The sequence below is a fragment of the Bradyrhizobium sp. 139 genome, assembly GCF_023074175.1.
Taxonomy (GTDB): Bacteria; Pseudomonadota; Alphaproteobacteria; order Rhizobiales; family Xanthobacteraceae; genus Bradyrhizobium.
This window is the reverse complement of the sequence record NZ_JADPKS010000100.1, coordinates 17,907-32,140: the sequence shown is the minus strand read 5'-3', so window position 1 is coordinate 32,140 and position 14,234 is coordinate 17,907. Positions and strand designations below refer to the sequence as shown.

The window sequence follows — 14,234 nt, the reverse complement described above, 5'->3', positions numbered from 1 at the left end:
TCGCGCGCCGGGCCTGTCTGGTTCGTTGGCAGATGCGGCCCTATCTGAGCCCACTGCTTGTCGTTCAGCCAGAACAGTCCTTTGCGCATCGAAGTCCCCGGGCCCGAATCAACTCGGCGCCATGGAATCAGAGATCGCTAATTAGGTACAGACCCTAGGAGCCGCGTCACCCGCTCGACACGACGCCGCAAGAGCTATCCGGCCGGGGCACGGATCGCGGCGCGACGCACGGTGTTGTCCTGGCGTTGCGACCGGACATTGAGTCATCGCGAAGCGCTCTTTCATGTCCTCCTACACCGCCCGAAATCCCGAGTGCAGTACCACACTCGTCGGACGCCGGCGCGCACAGCGCTCTTGGATGACGATATCTCGCGCCTATCGAATGCATATCCAAATGGAATTTCCAATTTCGTCCGCTGTAGTAAGAATCGCTGCCTATCACCGAGGCAGGCGACAACTACATTGCGCTGCCGTGCTACCTCTGAACCCGATCCAAGGAAGGATGTTGCCAATGGAAAGCGCAGGAAAGATCGGCGCGTTTATTGCGGTGCTCGTACTTGCGGGAGCAACAGCGAATCCCGGCTACGCACAGGACGCCGAGCACGGCAAAGCGATCTTCAAAGCTTGCGCTGCGTGCCATGCCACGGATCATGATAATCGCATCGGGCCGGGCCTGGAAGGAATCATAGGCAGAACGGCAGGTACGGTTCCCGGCTTCAGCTACAGTGACGCTATCAAGAATTCCGGCATCGTCTGGGAGGCAAAGATCCTCGATGCATATCTGGAATCGCCACAGAAGGCGGTTCCCGGAAACAGGATGCCCTACGCGGGGCTGAAGGAATCGGCGGACCGGGCAGACCTGGTTGCCTATCTTGCTACGTTGAAGTAGCAGCTTCTTGAACCAAGCGTCAGCAATGCGCCTGCGCGGACATGAGAGCATTTCGGTCCCGCACAGAATAGATTGAATGCCTGAGTTGAGCGACACAGAAGCATTTCAGGAGCCCCCAGGCGTGTCGAGACAGGCCGCCGAGGTTTCAGAGCCTTCTCGGGAAGCGGAGTCCGATGTCGATTTGTTCGTGATTGGTGGTGGGTCAGGAGGGATCCGCGCTGCGCGCGTCGCGTCGGGACATGGCGCGAGAGTAATGCTCGCGGAGGAGTACCGGCTGGGAGGAACGTGTGTCATCCGCGGCTGCGTACCGAAAAAACTGTTCGTCTACGCGAGCCGTTTCAGCGACACGTTCGAGGAGGCCGCAGGATTCGGCTGGCGCTTGTCGGTCCCACATTTCGACTGGCCGTCATTGATCGCCGCTAAGGACCGCGAGATCACACGCCTGGAAGGGCTCTACGGCACCGGTCAGGAAAGTGCAGGCGTCGAGGTGGTGAGGTCTCGCGCCGTGCTCGAGGACGCAAATACGGTGCGCCTCCTCAAAAACGGCCGTCGCGTACGGGCACGCACGATCCTGATAGCGACAGGCGCACGGCCCGAATTGCCTCGCTTCGACGGCATCGAGCTCGGCATCACCTCGGATGCCGTGTTCGACTTGAAGACATTCCCGAGGAAGCTTGTGATCGGCGGCGCCGGATACATCGCAATGGAGTTCGCTGGCCTGTTTGCCGCGCTGGGAAGCGACGTCACTGTCGTCTGCCGCGGAAGCAATGTCTTGCGCGGCTTTGACGAGGACGTGCGCCAGGCGGTCGCTGGGTCCTACACGAACCGTGGCATTAAGCTGATGTTTAGCGACAGCATCCGCCGCCTCGAACGGCGGGACGGGGACGTCCGCGACGGCGACGATGCAGGAAGGATCGACGTCACGACTGAACAGGGCGGAAGGCTGATGGCCGACCAGGTGCTGCTCGCCTTCGGCCGCACGCCGAACACGACCTCGCTCGGGCTCGACCGCGCCGGGGTCAAGACTGGGGCAGACGGCGCTATCATTGTCGACGCGAGCTCCCGCACGAATATTCCGAGCATCTACGCTGTGGGTGACGTGTCGAACCAGTTCAACCTGACGCCCGTCGCAATTCGCGAGGGCCACGCGTTCGCCGACAGTCTGTTCGGCAAGAAAGCGTGGCAGGTCGACTATTCCAATGTGCCGACCGCGGTCTTCTCCAGCCCGGAGATCGGCTCCGTTGGCCTGACGGAGCTGGAAGCGAGGGCGCAGTACCCTGCCGTCGACGTCTACAAGGTTCGCTTCCGGCCACTGAAGGCCGCCGTGACGGGCGATTGCGAGACCGCGCTTCTGAAGGTCGTTGTGGATTGCGCAACAGACCGGATCCTCGGGGTCCATATCTTCGCCGAAGAGGCCAGCGAGATGATCCAGGTGCTCGCCATAGCCATCCGCAGCGGAGTTACCATGAAAGACTTCGCGTCGGTTATGGCCGTGCACCCGACGGTAGGTGAGGAGATCGTCGCAATGCAGACTCCGACGGTGCGGTACGATCGGCGCGACGCGTCGACACCGCTCGTCCCAAGCGCTGCCGTCTGATGCCAGCGGCGCGTATTCGGAAGGCCCGCTCGGAAAGCCGCGGAACTTCGAGCAGCTCACTAATCTAGACTAATGCTGCAGGCCTCATGCAGACGGAATGAAATCGATAAGGCCACCCCACGCCAGTGAGGAGTGCGCAGGCAGTGTCGCGCAGGATGCCTGAACCACCCGCCCCACGACTCGCCGCGTGTTGCGCTTGCGTGCCAACAATCCGCAATCCTGAAGGTGAGCGCGATGATTCCTTCTATTTGCACACGACGCCCAATCAGCCAAAGTCGCCTTACTCACAGGGTTCGACCTGGTGACGTACCGCTGGTCGAAGGTAATGGGTATATTCCGTCGGGATTAATTGTCTCGATCAACCGATCTGGTCGCATTCGGTGTTGCATGTCGGGCCGATAGCGGGCGCCACAACGGCCAGCCCACGATGATTGAAGCTAAAGTCGTCGACGAAAGCGAAGTATTTGCATTGCAAACCCACATCTCCCGGCCAGCTAGCCCGAGCAAACGGAGCACTGAATGGGTCTGTCGCTACGCGATTGGGCAGGCTTTCAAGGCCTTGCGTTAACTCGGTCGTGGCAAGCTCACGTACATCAAGCATCAGCCCACGGCCCGCCAAGCTGCCGCGATCGCTAACTCATCACTCTATGCGGCGCGCGGCCCTTGATTAATCATCCTACCTCAACAGCGTCATCCGGCTGATCGACCGATTTCGCTCGGCCGAGGTAGGACGTGCCAGCGCATCTCCTAGACTTAGGTATGCTCTTCTCAGCCGAAGTGCCACACGGATCAACCTTCTGTGCAATGGTGTGGGCAATCTCCTTGTGACTACGCTTGGGGTACAGCCGCACCGATTTATCGAACCGCAAGACGATGGCCAAGAGTTCACCCATGACAATCATAGATGACACCGCGTTGTTTGGTTTTGTCCTCAAGACGGCTGAGTCAGCCTCCGAAATCGCCGAGGTCGTTCACAATCTATTCATGGACGTGCGCGACTGTTACCGGCCCGGGCTGCACTACATGCGCGGCCCCGGCCTTAAACGGCGCACCAACCATCAGGCCTGGCTAGTAGAGTCTGGAGCCGTACCGCTACCCGGGCGGCACCAGCCGCCGCCGGTGTACATACGCCCCTGCGACGCGGCAAACCCGGCTCGATAACCCGGCCAAGGTTCTAACATGTTCGTCCTATGGGGTGTCCTGTTTGCCGTCTCGCTCTCGATCAATCTGGCGACATGTAATGTAACCTCTGCCCGTAATAGTTGGGTGGCAACTCGAGGCTGGATGCGGCACGGCGTCGCCGCCATTTGCATCGCATTGCTCGGCCCGGCGACGATGCCGGCCGGTTCGGCGGGCGCCGGGGTCACCCTCGAATTGCGCAAATTGCCAATGAAGTTTAGCTGGATGGCTTGCCAGCCGAATTGCCGAGGTTGGGTCAGCGCGGTCGGCATCGTGACCGCCGATACTCCGAGGGTTTTCGATGAATTCGCGCTAGGTCGACAGCTTGACGGCGCGACCATCGTGCTGGATTCCAGCGGCGGTGCGGTCAATGAAGCGATCGCGCTCGGGCGGCGCTGGCGCGATCTGGGGGCGCTGACCACCGTCGGCGTCAGCGTTCAGACCAACACTGCACAGAGCGCTCCTTCCGACAAGGCTCCCGTGGCTTATTGCGAATCGATGTGCGTGTTCCTGCTGCTCTCGGGCAAGACGCGTTTCGTGCCCGAGACTGCCCATGTTCGGGTGCATCAGATCTGGATCGGTGACCGCGCCAATGATGCCAAAGCCGCGACCTACAGTGCGGATGATCTGATGATCGTGGAACGCGATATTGGTCGTCTCGCGAAATACACTTTCGACATGGGCGGCGCGGGTGATTTGTTGTCGCTGTCGCTGAACGTGCCGCCCTGGGAAGATCTGCATGAACTGTCGCAGGAAGAGTTGCGACTCACCGGGTTGGTCACGACCCGTATGCTTGATCAGCCGGGCAACGAAGCAGCGGTGGTCGAGCTGACGCCCAAACCGGTGCGGGGGCGCTTCGTAAGCAGCGCGGTCGCGACCATGACAAATCCAGAGCCGGCAATATCGACCAAGTCGGCTGAAACTATGGGGCCCGCGGGCAGCGTGAGCGCTGTGGGCCCGCTTGGGCAAGACTAGCGGGTACCATGTTGAGGACCTATTGAGGAATTCCAGCAAAGCCAACCAACGCGAACGGAATATTCACGCTCGATTTCCGAAATAGTCTCGGTCGTGTGAGCGGCGTCGCTGGACGTCGACCCTAGCGCTCATCATCAACAGATCCCCCCGATTACCCGAACAACTGTTCCGACGTGCCGCGCCCATTACCGCGGCGGATTAAGCGGGTGCACATCCGATTGCTTCGCGGCAGCAGCCCTCCCCAATTGGCCGAAAGGTTGGTATCCGCATTGGAACTTTCGAGACCCGCTCAGGGTCTACTGACGTTCCGGCCGCCGGAACGCTCAGCCGCCCTAGCGAGCTTTTTCGCGAGCTCCAGCCCAGCGGTTACTCGGCCAAGTGGACCGCTAGCTACCGAGACCAATCGACAACTGTTGTGCCTCTCACGGCCAGTCCTTTCGCGGCCGCCTTCAAGAAAACCAACAGTGTGGCTCACAAGAAGCTTCTTTCCGACTTGAAGATCGGGGCAGCCAAGCGGGTGATCCTGGCAAGCAGGGTTCGCTTGCTGGTTGCGCTGATTTGCGGCTTCGGGGATCAAGATTAATTCACGCGCGCCCTCTCGCGCGGCGTGGGCGGCAGCCCAGGCTCGTGGCGCAGGCCGATGGATAATCGGCGCATTTCTTACGTAGGCTTGATCATATCCCGTGCATAGGCCAAACCGATACCGTATCCGCCGCCGTGAGCCTCCACGATTGCTCGCGCTCCGTCATAGGTCTCGTGCCGGGTCCAGTCGCGCTGGAGTTCCAGAAGGACCTGGATCCACGACGTCGGCTTCGCGCCCGCCGCTTCCATCCGTCGCATCGACAGATCGTGACTGACCGGAGTGAGCCCGCCGCAAGCGTCGCCGACGACGTGGACCTCATACCCCTCCGCGCGAGCGGAGAGCACCGGAAAAGTCACACACGCTTCCGTCAACAGCCCCGAAAAGATCAGCTTCCGTCGTCCCGTCGCCACGATAGCAGCGCGCACAACGTGGTCCTCCCACATGTTCATGTTGCGGCGTTCGATCGCGACGACTTCAGGAATCGCAGCGTGGATCGCTGGCATCAGAGGACCGCTATAGACCTTTGTGGCGGACGTGGAAGCCACGATCGGCATGCCGAAAACGGTGGCAGTGCGCGCTAGAGCGATCACGTTGTTCAGAAGCGCTTGGCGATCGATCGACCCGACGCCGAAAGCAAGCCCGGCTTGCTGATCGACCAGCACCAAGGTGCAATCCTTCGGCTCGATCAGGATGTCGGGCATCGCCGTTTCAGGTCCTTGTGTCATGTTTCGTTAACTCGGGACATCGGGGAGTTATCATGGCGGCTTCGCTTCTGTTCTGACAGCCTTGCGGTAAAGGTGATCTCGATGAGCTGTTCAGGAAAGGCCAGTCTCAGCACACCTATCAGGTTGCTGGCGCACTGAGGTCGTGTCGTGCCGTAGGCCTCCTTGCGCACCCTCCCCGCAACGGCGAATGCGGCACCGACATCGAGGACATACAGCGTCTCCTCGACGACATTGTCCAACGTCGCCCCGAAGCGCGCCAAAAGCTTGGCGGCATTGGCGTAAGTTGCCCGCATCTGCTGTTCCATCATCGAGAACTCGGCCGGTTTGCCGGATTGATCGAGAGAAGCAGGAGCGATTAGGTTCCCCTTCTCGTCGTGGCTGAGCTGACCGGAGACATGGATCGTGTCACCAACCTTGATCGCCTGTGCGTATCCGTAGGCATCTTCCCACGGCACATCGAAATAGGCGGCCTCCTTACAATTTATTGCGCCGGCATTTATCTCGTCGCGTTGCATATTGAGCCTCCTGGCTTCTCAATCCCGTCTCGATGGCGGCACTGACTTTCGTTAGGACGATGCTTTGGAGAATGACCTTGCAACGCCGGCGAAGGAAATCACCTCTCGTCATGGATTCGATAGATCATCGTTAGCGCCGTCGCGCCGCGTGATTTAGTAACAGGGAATGCCACCAGTCGCGCCTGCAGAGAGTTCCCATTGTCGCCCGCGCTGAAAAACGAGGACGAGCCAAAGGAGAGTTGAGTGAGACATCCCACTCGCGCCGATACGCGGAACGAACGTTGACGGGCTTGTGGATGCGTGCATCGCGCAAGCCGCGCAGATGCGACCTGGCCGGTCGCGACGCTCGTATTCGAAGCTTCGCGGAAAATGTCTTTTAAACGGATACTCGTCAGAGTGAACTGAAGGTCTCGGTTGGGGCCAAAAAGAAGACCTAACTCGTCGGATCAGCTCAGATCGAGCGGCGGGCCGGGCGAATAGCTGTGCCACCACGCCAGACCCGAGGGTGCAAAAACAGCTTGATCGTGGCGCATGCCAAATCCACCGTAGGAGCGGCGTCATGGTCGAGGAGGCGGCGCGCTGCCACCCGCGATCTGGATTGCTCCCAGGCAGCCAACGGAAATCTCTGAATGTGCGTCTGGTGACGTTCCTCGCTACGGAGTCACGCGGCGCGGCGCCAATAACGATCGTCTATCGAATCGATGGCGAGAGGTGATTTCCTTCGCAGGCGTTGCAAGGTCATTCTGCAAAGCATCGTCGGGCGCGCTTTGGAGCAACGCTGGACAACGACGTCGAGGAGACGGAGAGTCGGATGATGTCATACACCGCTACGGCCATTCCGCTTCGGACAGCCGCTCCGGATGACCCCGCTCTGGCGCGGGTGTTAGCGGCTTACGTAGCGTCGGCGACAATCTGGCTCGTATTGACCACGGCCGTGGGACTCTTAGTCAGCTTCAAGTTCGCCTATCCGGATTTTGCGACGACGCCGGCGTTGTCGTTTGGACGGCTGCGGGCGATCCACACCAACGGAACGTTTTATGCCTGGGCGAGCCAGGCGCTGATCGGACTTGCGCTGTTCGTGGCAGCGCGCAGTTCGGGCGCGCGGCTCTACAGCGAGCGCCTCGCATGGATCAGTCTTGCGCTCCTTAATCTCGCCGCTGTGCTGGGCACCGTTACGCTCGATTTCGGTTTCAACTACGGCCAGGAGTATCGCGAGTGGCTGTGGTGGATTCGCGTAATCCTCGGGCTTGGTTTGATCACTGCGGTCTGGAATATGATCGCCACTGTCGAGCAGCGGGATGCCGAGGATATCTACATTTCTAACTGGTATACTATCGGAGGCACGCTGTGGACGATTGTCATGGTCGTGGTGTCGCTTCTGCCATGGTACCAGTTCGGACTGGGTCAGGTCGCGGTACAGGCCTTCTTCATGCATAACGCCGTCGGACTATGGTTCACGCCCCTATCGCTCGGTGTGTCCTACTATGCGCTGCCGAAGCTCCTGAACCGTCCGATCTATTCGTATTCTCTTGGCGTCTTTGCATTCTGGACCAATCTCATCTTCTATCCGATCGTCGGCGCCCATCATTTTGAATTCAGTCCATTACCGTGGTGGCTGCAGACTACGGCCATCGTCTTCAGCGTGGCCATGCTGGTCCCTGTGCTGAGCGGCACCGCGAACTTCCTTCTCACCTTCCGGGGCACTCACGAATGGATATATCGCTCGCCCGCGGTGTTCATCCTCGTCGCCGTCTACGGCTATCTACTGGGTTCGACGCAAGGCACATTTGAGGCGTTCCGCTCGCTGCAGCAGCTGTGGCATCTGACCAATTACACGGTAGGGCACTCGCACCTGACGATGTATGGCTTCGTCACCTTCGCGATCTGGGGCGGAGTCTATGCACTCTTGCCGCGCGCCACCGGCAAGTATCCCTACAACCTGGCTATGGGCATCCATTTCTGGCTTTCTGCAGTCGGTGTGGTCATCTACGTTGCGGCGCTGTCGGCCGCAGGAACCATTCAGGGGCTCGATTGGTTTCGAGGACTCACCTTCATCCAGTCGGTCGAAGATGCCGCGCCATATTGGTTGTGGCGCTCCGTCGGTGGCTCGCTGATGTTCGCCGGCCATCTCGTCTTCGCTTTCAATGTCTGGACAATGACCTACGGCAGGTCCTACGCCGAGCTTGCCGCAGCCAAGACGGTGCCGGTATGAATAGGTTGTTGGCGATTTCCGGTGGTTCAACGCTGATCTACACCGGATTGGCGGTTCTTATGGGCGTGCTGCCGGGCATCTGGCTATCGAAGGTACCTCCGACGCCGGGCCTTAAGCCACTGACCCCCCTAGAGGCGCGAGGGCGGGATGTTTATGTCTCCGAAGGCTGCTTCTATTGCCATACCCAGCAAGTACGCCCCCTCTCTGGAGATAAGTCCTTTGGCCGTCCGTCCGCACCGGGCGATTATGCTTACCAGACGACGGAATTGCTAGGTTCGGAGCGCAACGGTCCGGACTTGAGCAATATCGGCACGCGGCAATCGAGCAGCATATGGCAGTTCATCCATCTCTATCAGCCGCGCGCAGTGGTGCCGCAATCGATCATGCCAGCTTACCCTTGGCTATTCAGCGTTGTGGACAAATTACCTCCCGAAGAGAAAGCGGTGTCATTGCCGCCTGAGTTCGCGCCAGGCGGTACCGTGATTCCTAACGACGACGGCAAGGCGCTGGTGGCCTATCTGTTGTCGCTGAAGCAGCCCGCGCTCGCTCCAACGCAGCCTGGCGCCGTGCCATTGAGTCGCTCGAGCGGGCCGCTAGGGTTTGATGCCGGCAAAGGTGCAGCATTGTTCGCCAACAACTGCGCATCCTGCCACGGCGCGGAAGGCAAGGGTGTGCCCGGAACGTTTCCGCCGCTCGCCGGAGATCCGGTGGTTAACGCCGCAAATCCGACGGCACACATCGGCGCTGTGCTGCATGGACTTAGCGGAAACGTGATCAATGGCCAAAAATATGAAGCTCCGATGCCCGCGTTCGCGGATCAATTGTCGGATCAGGAGATCGCCGATATCATCAACCACGAGCGCTCCTCATGGGGCAATCGTGGTGCCTTGATCAGCGCGGCTGATGTCGTCGCGGCGCGCGCCAACGAACCACTGCAGAAGCAGCCGACGAAACCGGTCTCGCCGATAGCGGCCCCGGCACCGACATTCGATCCCGCGGAAGGATCGAAGCTGTTTGCCGAGAACTGCGCCGCCTGTCACGGTGCAGAGGGCAAAGGCGTGCCCGGCACGTTTCCGCCACTTGCGGGCGATCAGGTCGTTAACGCCACTGACCCTGCCGAACACATCACCACCATGCTGCGCGGCCTTGGTGGGAAGGCGATCAACGGCCAGAAGTACGAAGTAGAGATGCCGCCGTTCGCTGACAGACTATCTGATCAGCAGATCGCTGATATCATCAATCACGAGCGCACGTCATGGGGCAACCACGGGCCGCTGGTGACGCTCGCGGACATCACGAAGCTCCGCGCCAAGAAATAGGAGGCGACGATGACTGATACGATTACCGCTTGGATCCTCTCGGCGCTTGGCTATCTCTGCACTACGCCTGCGATCGCTAATGCTGCTGGCGATCATAGTCTTTCCGGACCACTACTCGGCAACGTGCTGGTGGCGGGCGGGGCTGGGCTCGTGACCCTCAGCTGCATCGTGGCGGCGCTGTGGATGCTCTTCGACCCCGGCGAACGGGATCCCAATCATCCAAAATATCGCGTCTTGGACACCGACCGTTAGAGGAATGCAACACGTGCCCGACCCGCGCATCCGCATCTATCTAGACGACACGCCAGATCCGGTCGCCGATCAGCGGCCGCCGACCGAGATAGCGCTCGACACCAAGAGCCTTGCCGACGGCGAGCACGGCCTGCGCATCGAAGCCCAAGATGCCACCGGCCAGGTCGGGGTCCGGCGCCTTCGATTCCAAGTCCGCAACGGCCCCGGGATCACGGTCACCGGGCTTGGTGATGGTGCCGTCGTCCACGGTACCGTACGCCTCATGGTCAACGCGTTTGGAGCGGAAGAGCCGTTCGAGCCGCACCGAGCGGAATCGCCCTCGCCGATGCCGGTCTGGGTGTGGGTGCTGACGCTACTGATCGTTGCTTGGACCGCTTGGTATGTCGCAACCCTTTGGAACGTTCCGGCGGATTACGCGAAAACACCAACTTATTCCTCGTCGATGAATCCATTCAAATAGCGCGCCCCAAGATCAAACGAGTCAACGCCGTGGCTGCTGACCCATCCGGATCTCCGCAAGTGAAGACGAATATGCTTGTGCATGATCCATTGCGTGAGGCGAAGGGACGCGGTCTCATCGACAGGCGTTCGCTCTTGACGACGAAGGCGTCCACTTAGGTTAGCGTGATGCCGCACGTAAAGTTTCGACACCGATCACCTTGATCGTTCCGGTATAAACACAGGTGATGGCAGCTCGCTGCGGCGTTTGAGCTCGACCGCTTGAAGTTGAAGCGATGTACGGACGCATTCAGCGCGCTTGACATCCGAAAGGTGCGCAACCTCCATTCTCGAGGAACCCGCACTCTTCGACTTAGTCCAGTGCCTTTATAAAGTTGCGAGCTATTGGCTGCTTCTTCGTTTTCGGGCGACTGTGGATTGATGTGAAATACGGCGTGAGGGAAGATACCCATGCAAAGACTGCCACACCAGAGTCACGCTGTGCGGCTAAATGAGCAGGCGCCGATCATAGCTAGTTGCGCAGCGCTATAGGTTCGCGAACTGCTGAAGAAGCAAGAGGTTTCATCGTGGAAATTCGACTCGGCACCAGGCGTAGTGATTTGGCCATCTGGCAAGCCAGTCACGTCGCCGACCTTATTCGTGGCGTCGAGCCGGCCGCTGAGGTACGCTTGGTCTTCGTGAGTTCGGTTGGCGATAAAGATCGAAGGTCGGCCTTTCATCAGCTTGGCGGCATCGGAGCGTTCACGAAGGAGAGCGAAGACACGCTTCTGCGCAACGAAGTTGACCTGGTCGTTCATTCCCTCAAGGATCTTCCAACCAAATTGCAGCCCGGCTTGGTATTGGCAGCCGTTCCCAAAAGAGAGGATCCTCGCGACGCGATTTGTGGCGTTACACTAAGTCAGCTACGGCCGGGGCTGCGCGTCGGCACTGGATCAATTCGCCGTAAAGCTCAACTTCTCGAGTTATGCAATGGTCTCGATATTCGACCTATCCGAGGGAACGTTTCTCCAAGGCTGTGTAAGGCAAAGAACCGACAGGGGATAGACGCGACTCTATTGGCGGCGGCCGGGTTGTCCCGACTAGGATTGCTACATGAGGCTTCACAGATTTTAGACGCTCGTGTTTTCCCGTATGCAGTCGGTCAAGGTGCTCTCGCGGCCGAAGCTCGCGAAGAGGATACGGCACTTATAGCGCTGCTTCAAAAGATTGAAGACCGGCAATCGCGCTCCGAAGTGGATGCAGAGCGCGCTTTGATGAGAAGTCTCGATGCGGGTTGCAGCCTGCCCGTCGGGGTCTCTGCCACATGGCACGCCGGGACATTAACACTTCGAGGACAAGTGACTCATCCGGATGGCCAAAGGAAGATTGCCGATGAAAGTGTGGGTCTGGCCGATCAAGCCGACGCAATAGGCAGAAGTCTCGGGCATAAACTTCTTCAGCAAGGCGCCGAAGAGATATTGAAGGCTGCGCTCCGTACAGTGGAAGAGCAAAGGCCAATCTGAATTCGCTAATTGGCATGACGACTTATACTCTTGGGAAGCCAGCATAGCGCAGGCGCTCGGCCGTCTTGAGTAGTGTGGAACCGATTACTGTTGCGCGAATTGCAACGGCCCGGCTGGCGTTCTCCATTAACGATCTGGACCTGTGCCGCAGGGCAGTTGCCGCAGCTTCGCCAAATCAGGGAACCGAGCTTGGCCGGTGGCGGCCGCTCGCACCCGCAAAGGCCTGACGACGGGCGCTTTCCAGGTTGCAGATGCTGCTGCGCATCGGTGATTGCGCCGCGGAGACCAAAGATCAATGTCGATAGTCGTGAGTAGGTCAACCGGTGGCTGAGTCGGGTGGCGAATTACGCGCGTGAGTGTGTCTTTGGTCTCCGGGCAGCATCAGCCGGCCGAGCGCCAGACGGAGGCGATAGACGATGGCGTCCGCCCTCCCCGCGGCGCCGCGCCTATCGGAGCCAGTTGCCTTCGAAACGTTCGGTGAAGATCTGACCACGGCACAGGACGACGTTGCAGCGGAAGCGGCGCGCGATCACCAGGAGCTCTACGATCCGCCCCGAAAGCGAGCAGATCGCTCTCGCGGCGCTGATATCAGGTTTGGGCACGTGGAGAAGCCGTCTCTCCATCACGGATACGGACCAATGCTTTCGCATGCCCAGACCGCAATAACGGCCCTTATCAAGATTCGTATTACACCCATGCGGCACCAGACTGGAGCTGTGGAGCACTTGCCGCGTGGCGCGGAGTCTGACGCAAGCAAAGCACCAGACATTCCCCAAACTGCGTCAACAGTGGTCTATGTGGAGCTGAATGACACGCGAGCAACTTGACTCAAGCCAACAGTCGAAAAAGAGTTCGACGCCCCATCCTGGGCCCTAAAACGTCAGGCGCGCCCCTTCTTTCAAGATCAATAAACTTGGTGAGGCGCGCATCCGCTGGGAAAATCGTCGTCCTTTCGCAGATTCTAGCTACCGTTGGAGACCGGTGGACGGCGCCGATACTCGCGATCCTCTTCGGCCGCGACAGTTTTCTGCAGAGGAGGACCAGATGACCTTGCCTGTCGTTTTCGCTGAGTGTTCTCTTGCTCTAAGGCCCGCAATTTTGTCACGATGGAATGTGGCCCGAAGGGCCGTTCCCAATCGTTGCTCGCCAAGGTCATCTGCGACGGAGGCTTTGGCGCGTGCGGTCGATCGCGCCTACATGCGATGGGCATTCCAGCTCGGCCCTACCGGTTCCGAGACCTGTCGGCTTCAAGATGTGATGGTCCGCCAGATGTGATGTGCGAACCGCAATCTCCATTCAACCGTTTTACAGAAGCACGACGGCGAGCAAATACACGCCGACCAGCAACGTGAGACTGCTAACAGTAATCGTGAGATAGATCTGATGCATTGCGACCTCCCGGAAATGGCGCCAGTCAGTGTTTGTGATTCAAGAGAGCCTCTTCTTACCGGTCGTTGCTATCCGAGCTATCCATAATTGGGACCCTTCAGTGATCGGAAGCGAGCCGAGAAAAGGCCGACGGGCGCTACGCCGCCGACCTCTTCTTGCAACTGCCGGCTCGCGGGTCCGGTTCCGTTGCGACTCTCGGCACTGAGCCGTTGGACTCACTGCTATCTCAGAACGATTTCTTAGGCCATAGCACGCTTGTATCGCGTTATCGTGCTGAGGGAGGATCGCATTCCACAATCGGAATGGTCTGATCATACGTTGGTCTAATTCTAGCCTGCGATGAGCAGTATCGGCATTGAAAAGCTCAGTGTCTTCGGTTTCATGGCTGTTGGATAAATTGGAGGTTGCTCCAACTTATCCTAAGCGCGTGCACCCTAAATGCCGTGCTCGGCGACAGGAGTTCGTGCGCTTTCCTGCATTTCTCAGGATCACCGCCCGCACAATGTGCGTGTCGGCTGTCATAAGCGGCGAGCTGCGCTATTCCCCGCGAGATCGCAGATGCGGTTCACTGATGAGATGTCGCTGTCCCGAGTAGCGAGCCTCCAACACATCAGCCTCGGCCACTCGGGGGCCTCCCG

10 protein-coding genes are annotated in these 14,234 nt (G+C 59.3%); 8 read left to right on the top strand and 2 right to left on the bottom strand.

What is annotated here, in order from left to right; all coding sequences use genetic code 11:
- Positions 1-511: 511 nt before the first annotated feature.
- The 3 genes from IVA80_RS22345 (at position 512) to IVA80_RS22335 (ending at position 4,640) form a co-directional block, all read left to right on the top strand.
- The gene (locus IVA80_RS22345; protein WP_247435287.1) at positions 512-889 is read left to right on the top strand and encodes a cytochrome c family protein; all 378 of its coding nucleotides are present in this window, start codon (positions 512-514) and stop codon (positions 887-889) included.
- A gap of 121 nt (positions 890-1,010) precedes the next feature.
- Positions 1,011-2,486, top strand: a complete 1,476-nt coding sequence (gene gorA, locus IVA80_RS22340) for a glutathione-disulfide reductase (RefSeq protein ID WP_247435284.1) — start codon at positions 1,011-1,013, stop codon at positions 2,484-2,486.
- Positions 2,487-3,821: 1,335 nt separating this feature from the next.
- Positions 3,822-4,640, top strand: coding sequence for a hypothetical protein (locus IVA80_RS22335; RefSeq protein ID WP_247435294.1), 819 nt, complete (start codon positions 3,822-3,824; stop codon positions 4,638-4,640).
- A gap of 660 nt (positions 4,641-5,300) precedes the next feature.
- On the opposite strand, the gene IVA80_RS22330 is transcribed toward IVA80_RS22335, so the two are convergent.
- A complete protein-coding gene (locus tag IVA80_RS22330) occupies positions 5,301-5,924 on the bottom strand; it encodes a hydrolase (protein WP_247435281.1) in 624 nt (207 codons plus the stop codon).
- A 20-nt stretch (positions 5,925-5,944) separates the two neighbouring features.
- Complete coding sequence (locus IVA80_RS22325; protein ID WP_247435278.1) at positions 5,945-6,463, bottom strand: Rid family hydrolase; 519 nt, start codon at positions 6,461-6,463, stop codon at positions 5,945-5,947.
- Positions 6,464-7,274: 811 nt separating this feature from the next.
- Here IVA80_RS22325 and IVA80_RS22320 point away from each other — a divergent pair.
- The 5 genes from IVA80_RS22320 (at position 7,275) to hemC (ending at position 12,207) form a co-directional block, all read left to right on the top strand.
- Positions 7,275-8,675, top strand: a complete 1,401-nt coding sequence (locus IVA80_RS22320; RefSeq protein WP_247435275.1) for a cbb3-type cytochrome c oxidase subunit I — start codon at positions 7,275-7,277, stop codon at positions 8,673-8,675.
- Between the two features lie 8 nt (positions 8,676-8,683).
- A complete protein-coding gene (locus tag IVA80_RS22315; protein WP_247435271.1) occupies positions 8,684-9,994 on the top strand; it encodes a c-type cytochrome in 1,311 nt (436 codons plus the stop codon).
- Positions 9,995-10,003: 9 nt separating this feature from the next.
- The gene (locus tag IVA80_RS22310) at positions 10,004-10,246 is read left to right on the top strand and encodes a hypothetical protein (protein WP_247435268.1); all 243 of its coding nucleotides are present in this window, start codon (positions 10,004-10,006) and stop codon (positions 10,244-10,246) included.
- A 13-nt stretch (positions 10,247-10,259) separates the two neighbouring features.
- Positions 10,260-10,706, top strand: coding sequence for a cytochrome C (locus IVA80_RS22305; RefSeq protein ID WP_247435265.1), 447 nt, complete (start codon positions 10,260-10,262; stop codon positions 10,704-10,706).
- A 565-nt stretch (positions 10,707-11,271) separates the two neighbouring features.
- Positions 11,272-12,207: a hydroxymethylbilane synthase gene (gene hemC / locus IVA80_RS22300; RefSeq protein ID WP_247435262.1), complete on the top strand. Its 936-nt coding sequence runs from the start codon at positions 11,272-11,274 to the stop codon at positions 12,205-12,207.
- Positions 12,208-14,234 lie beyond the last annotated feature (2,027 nt).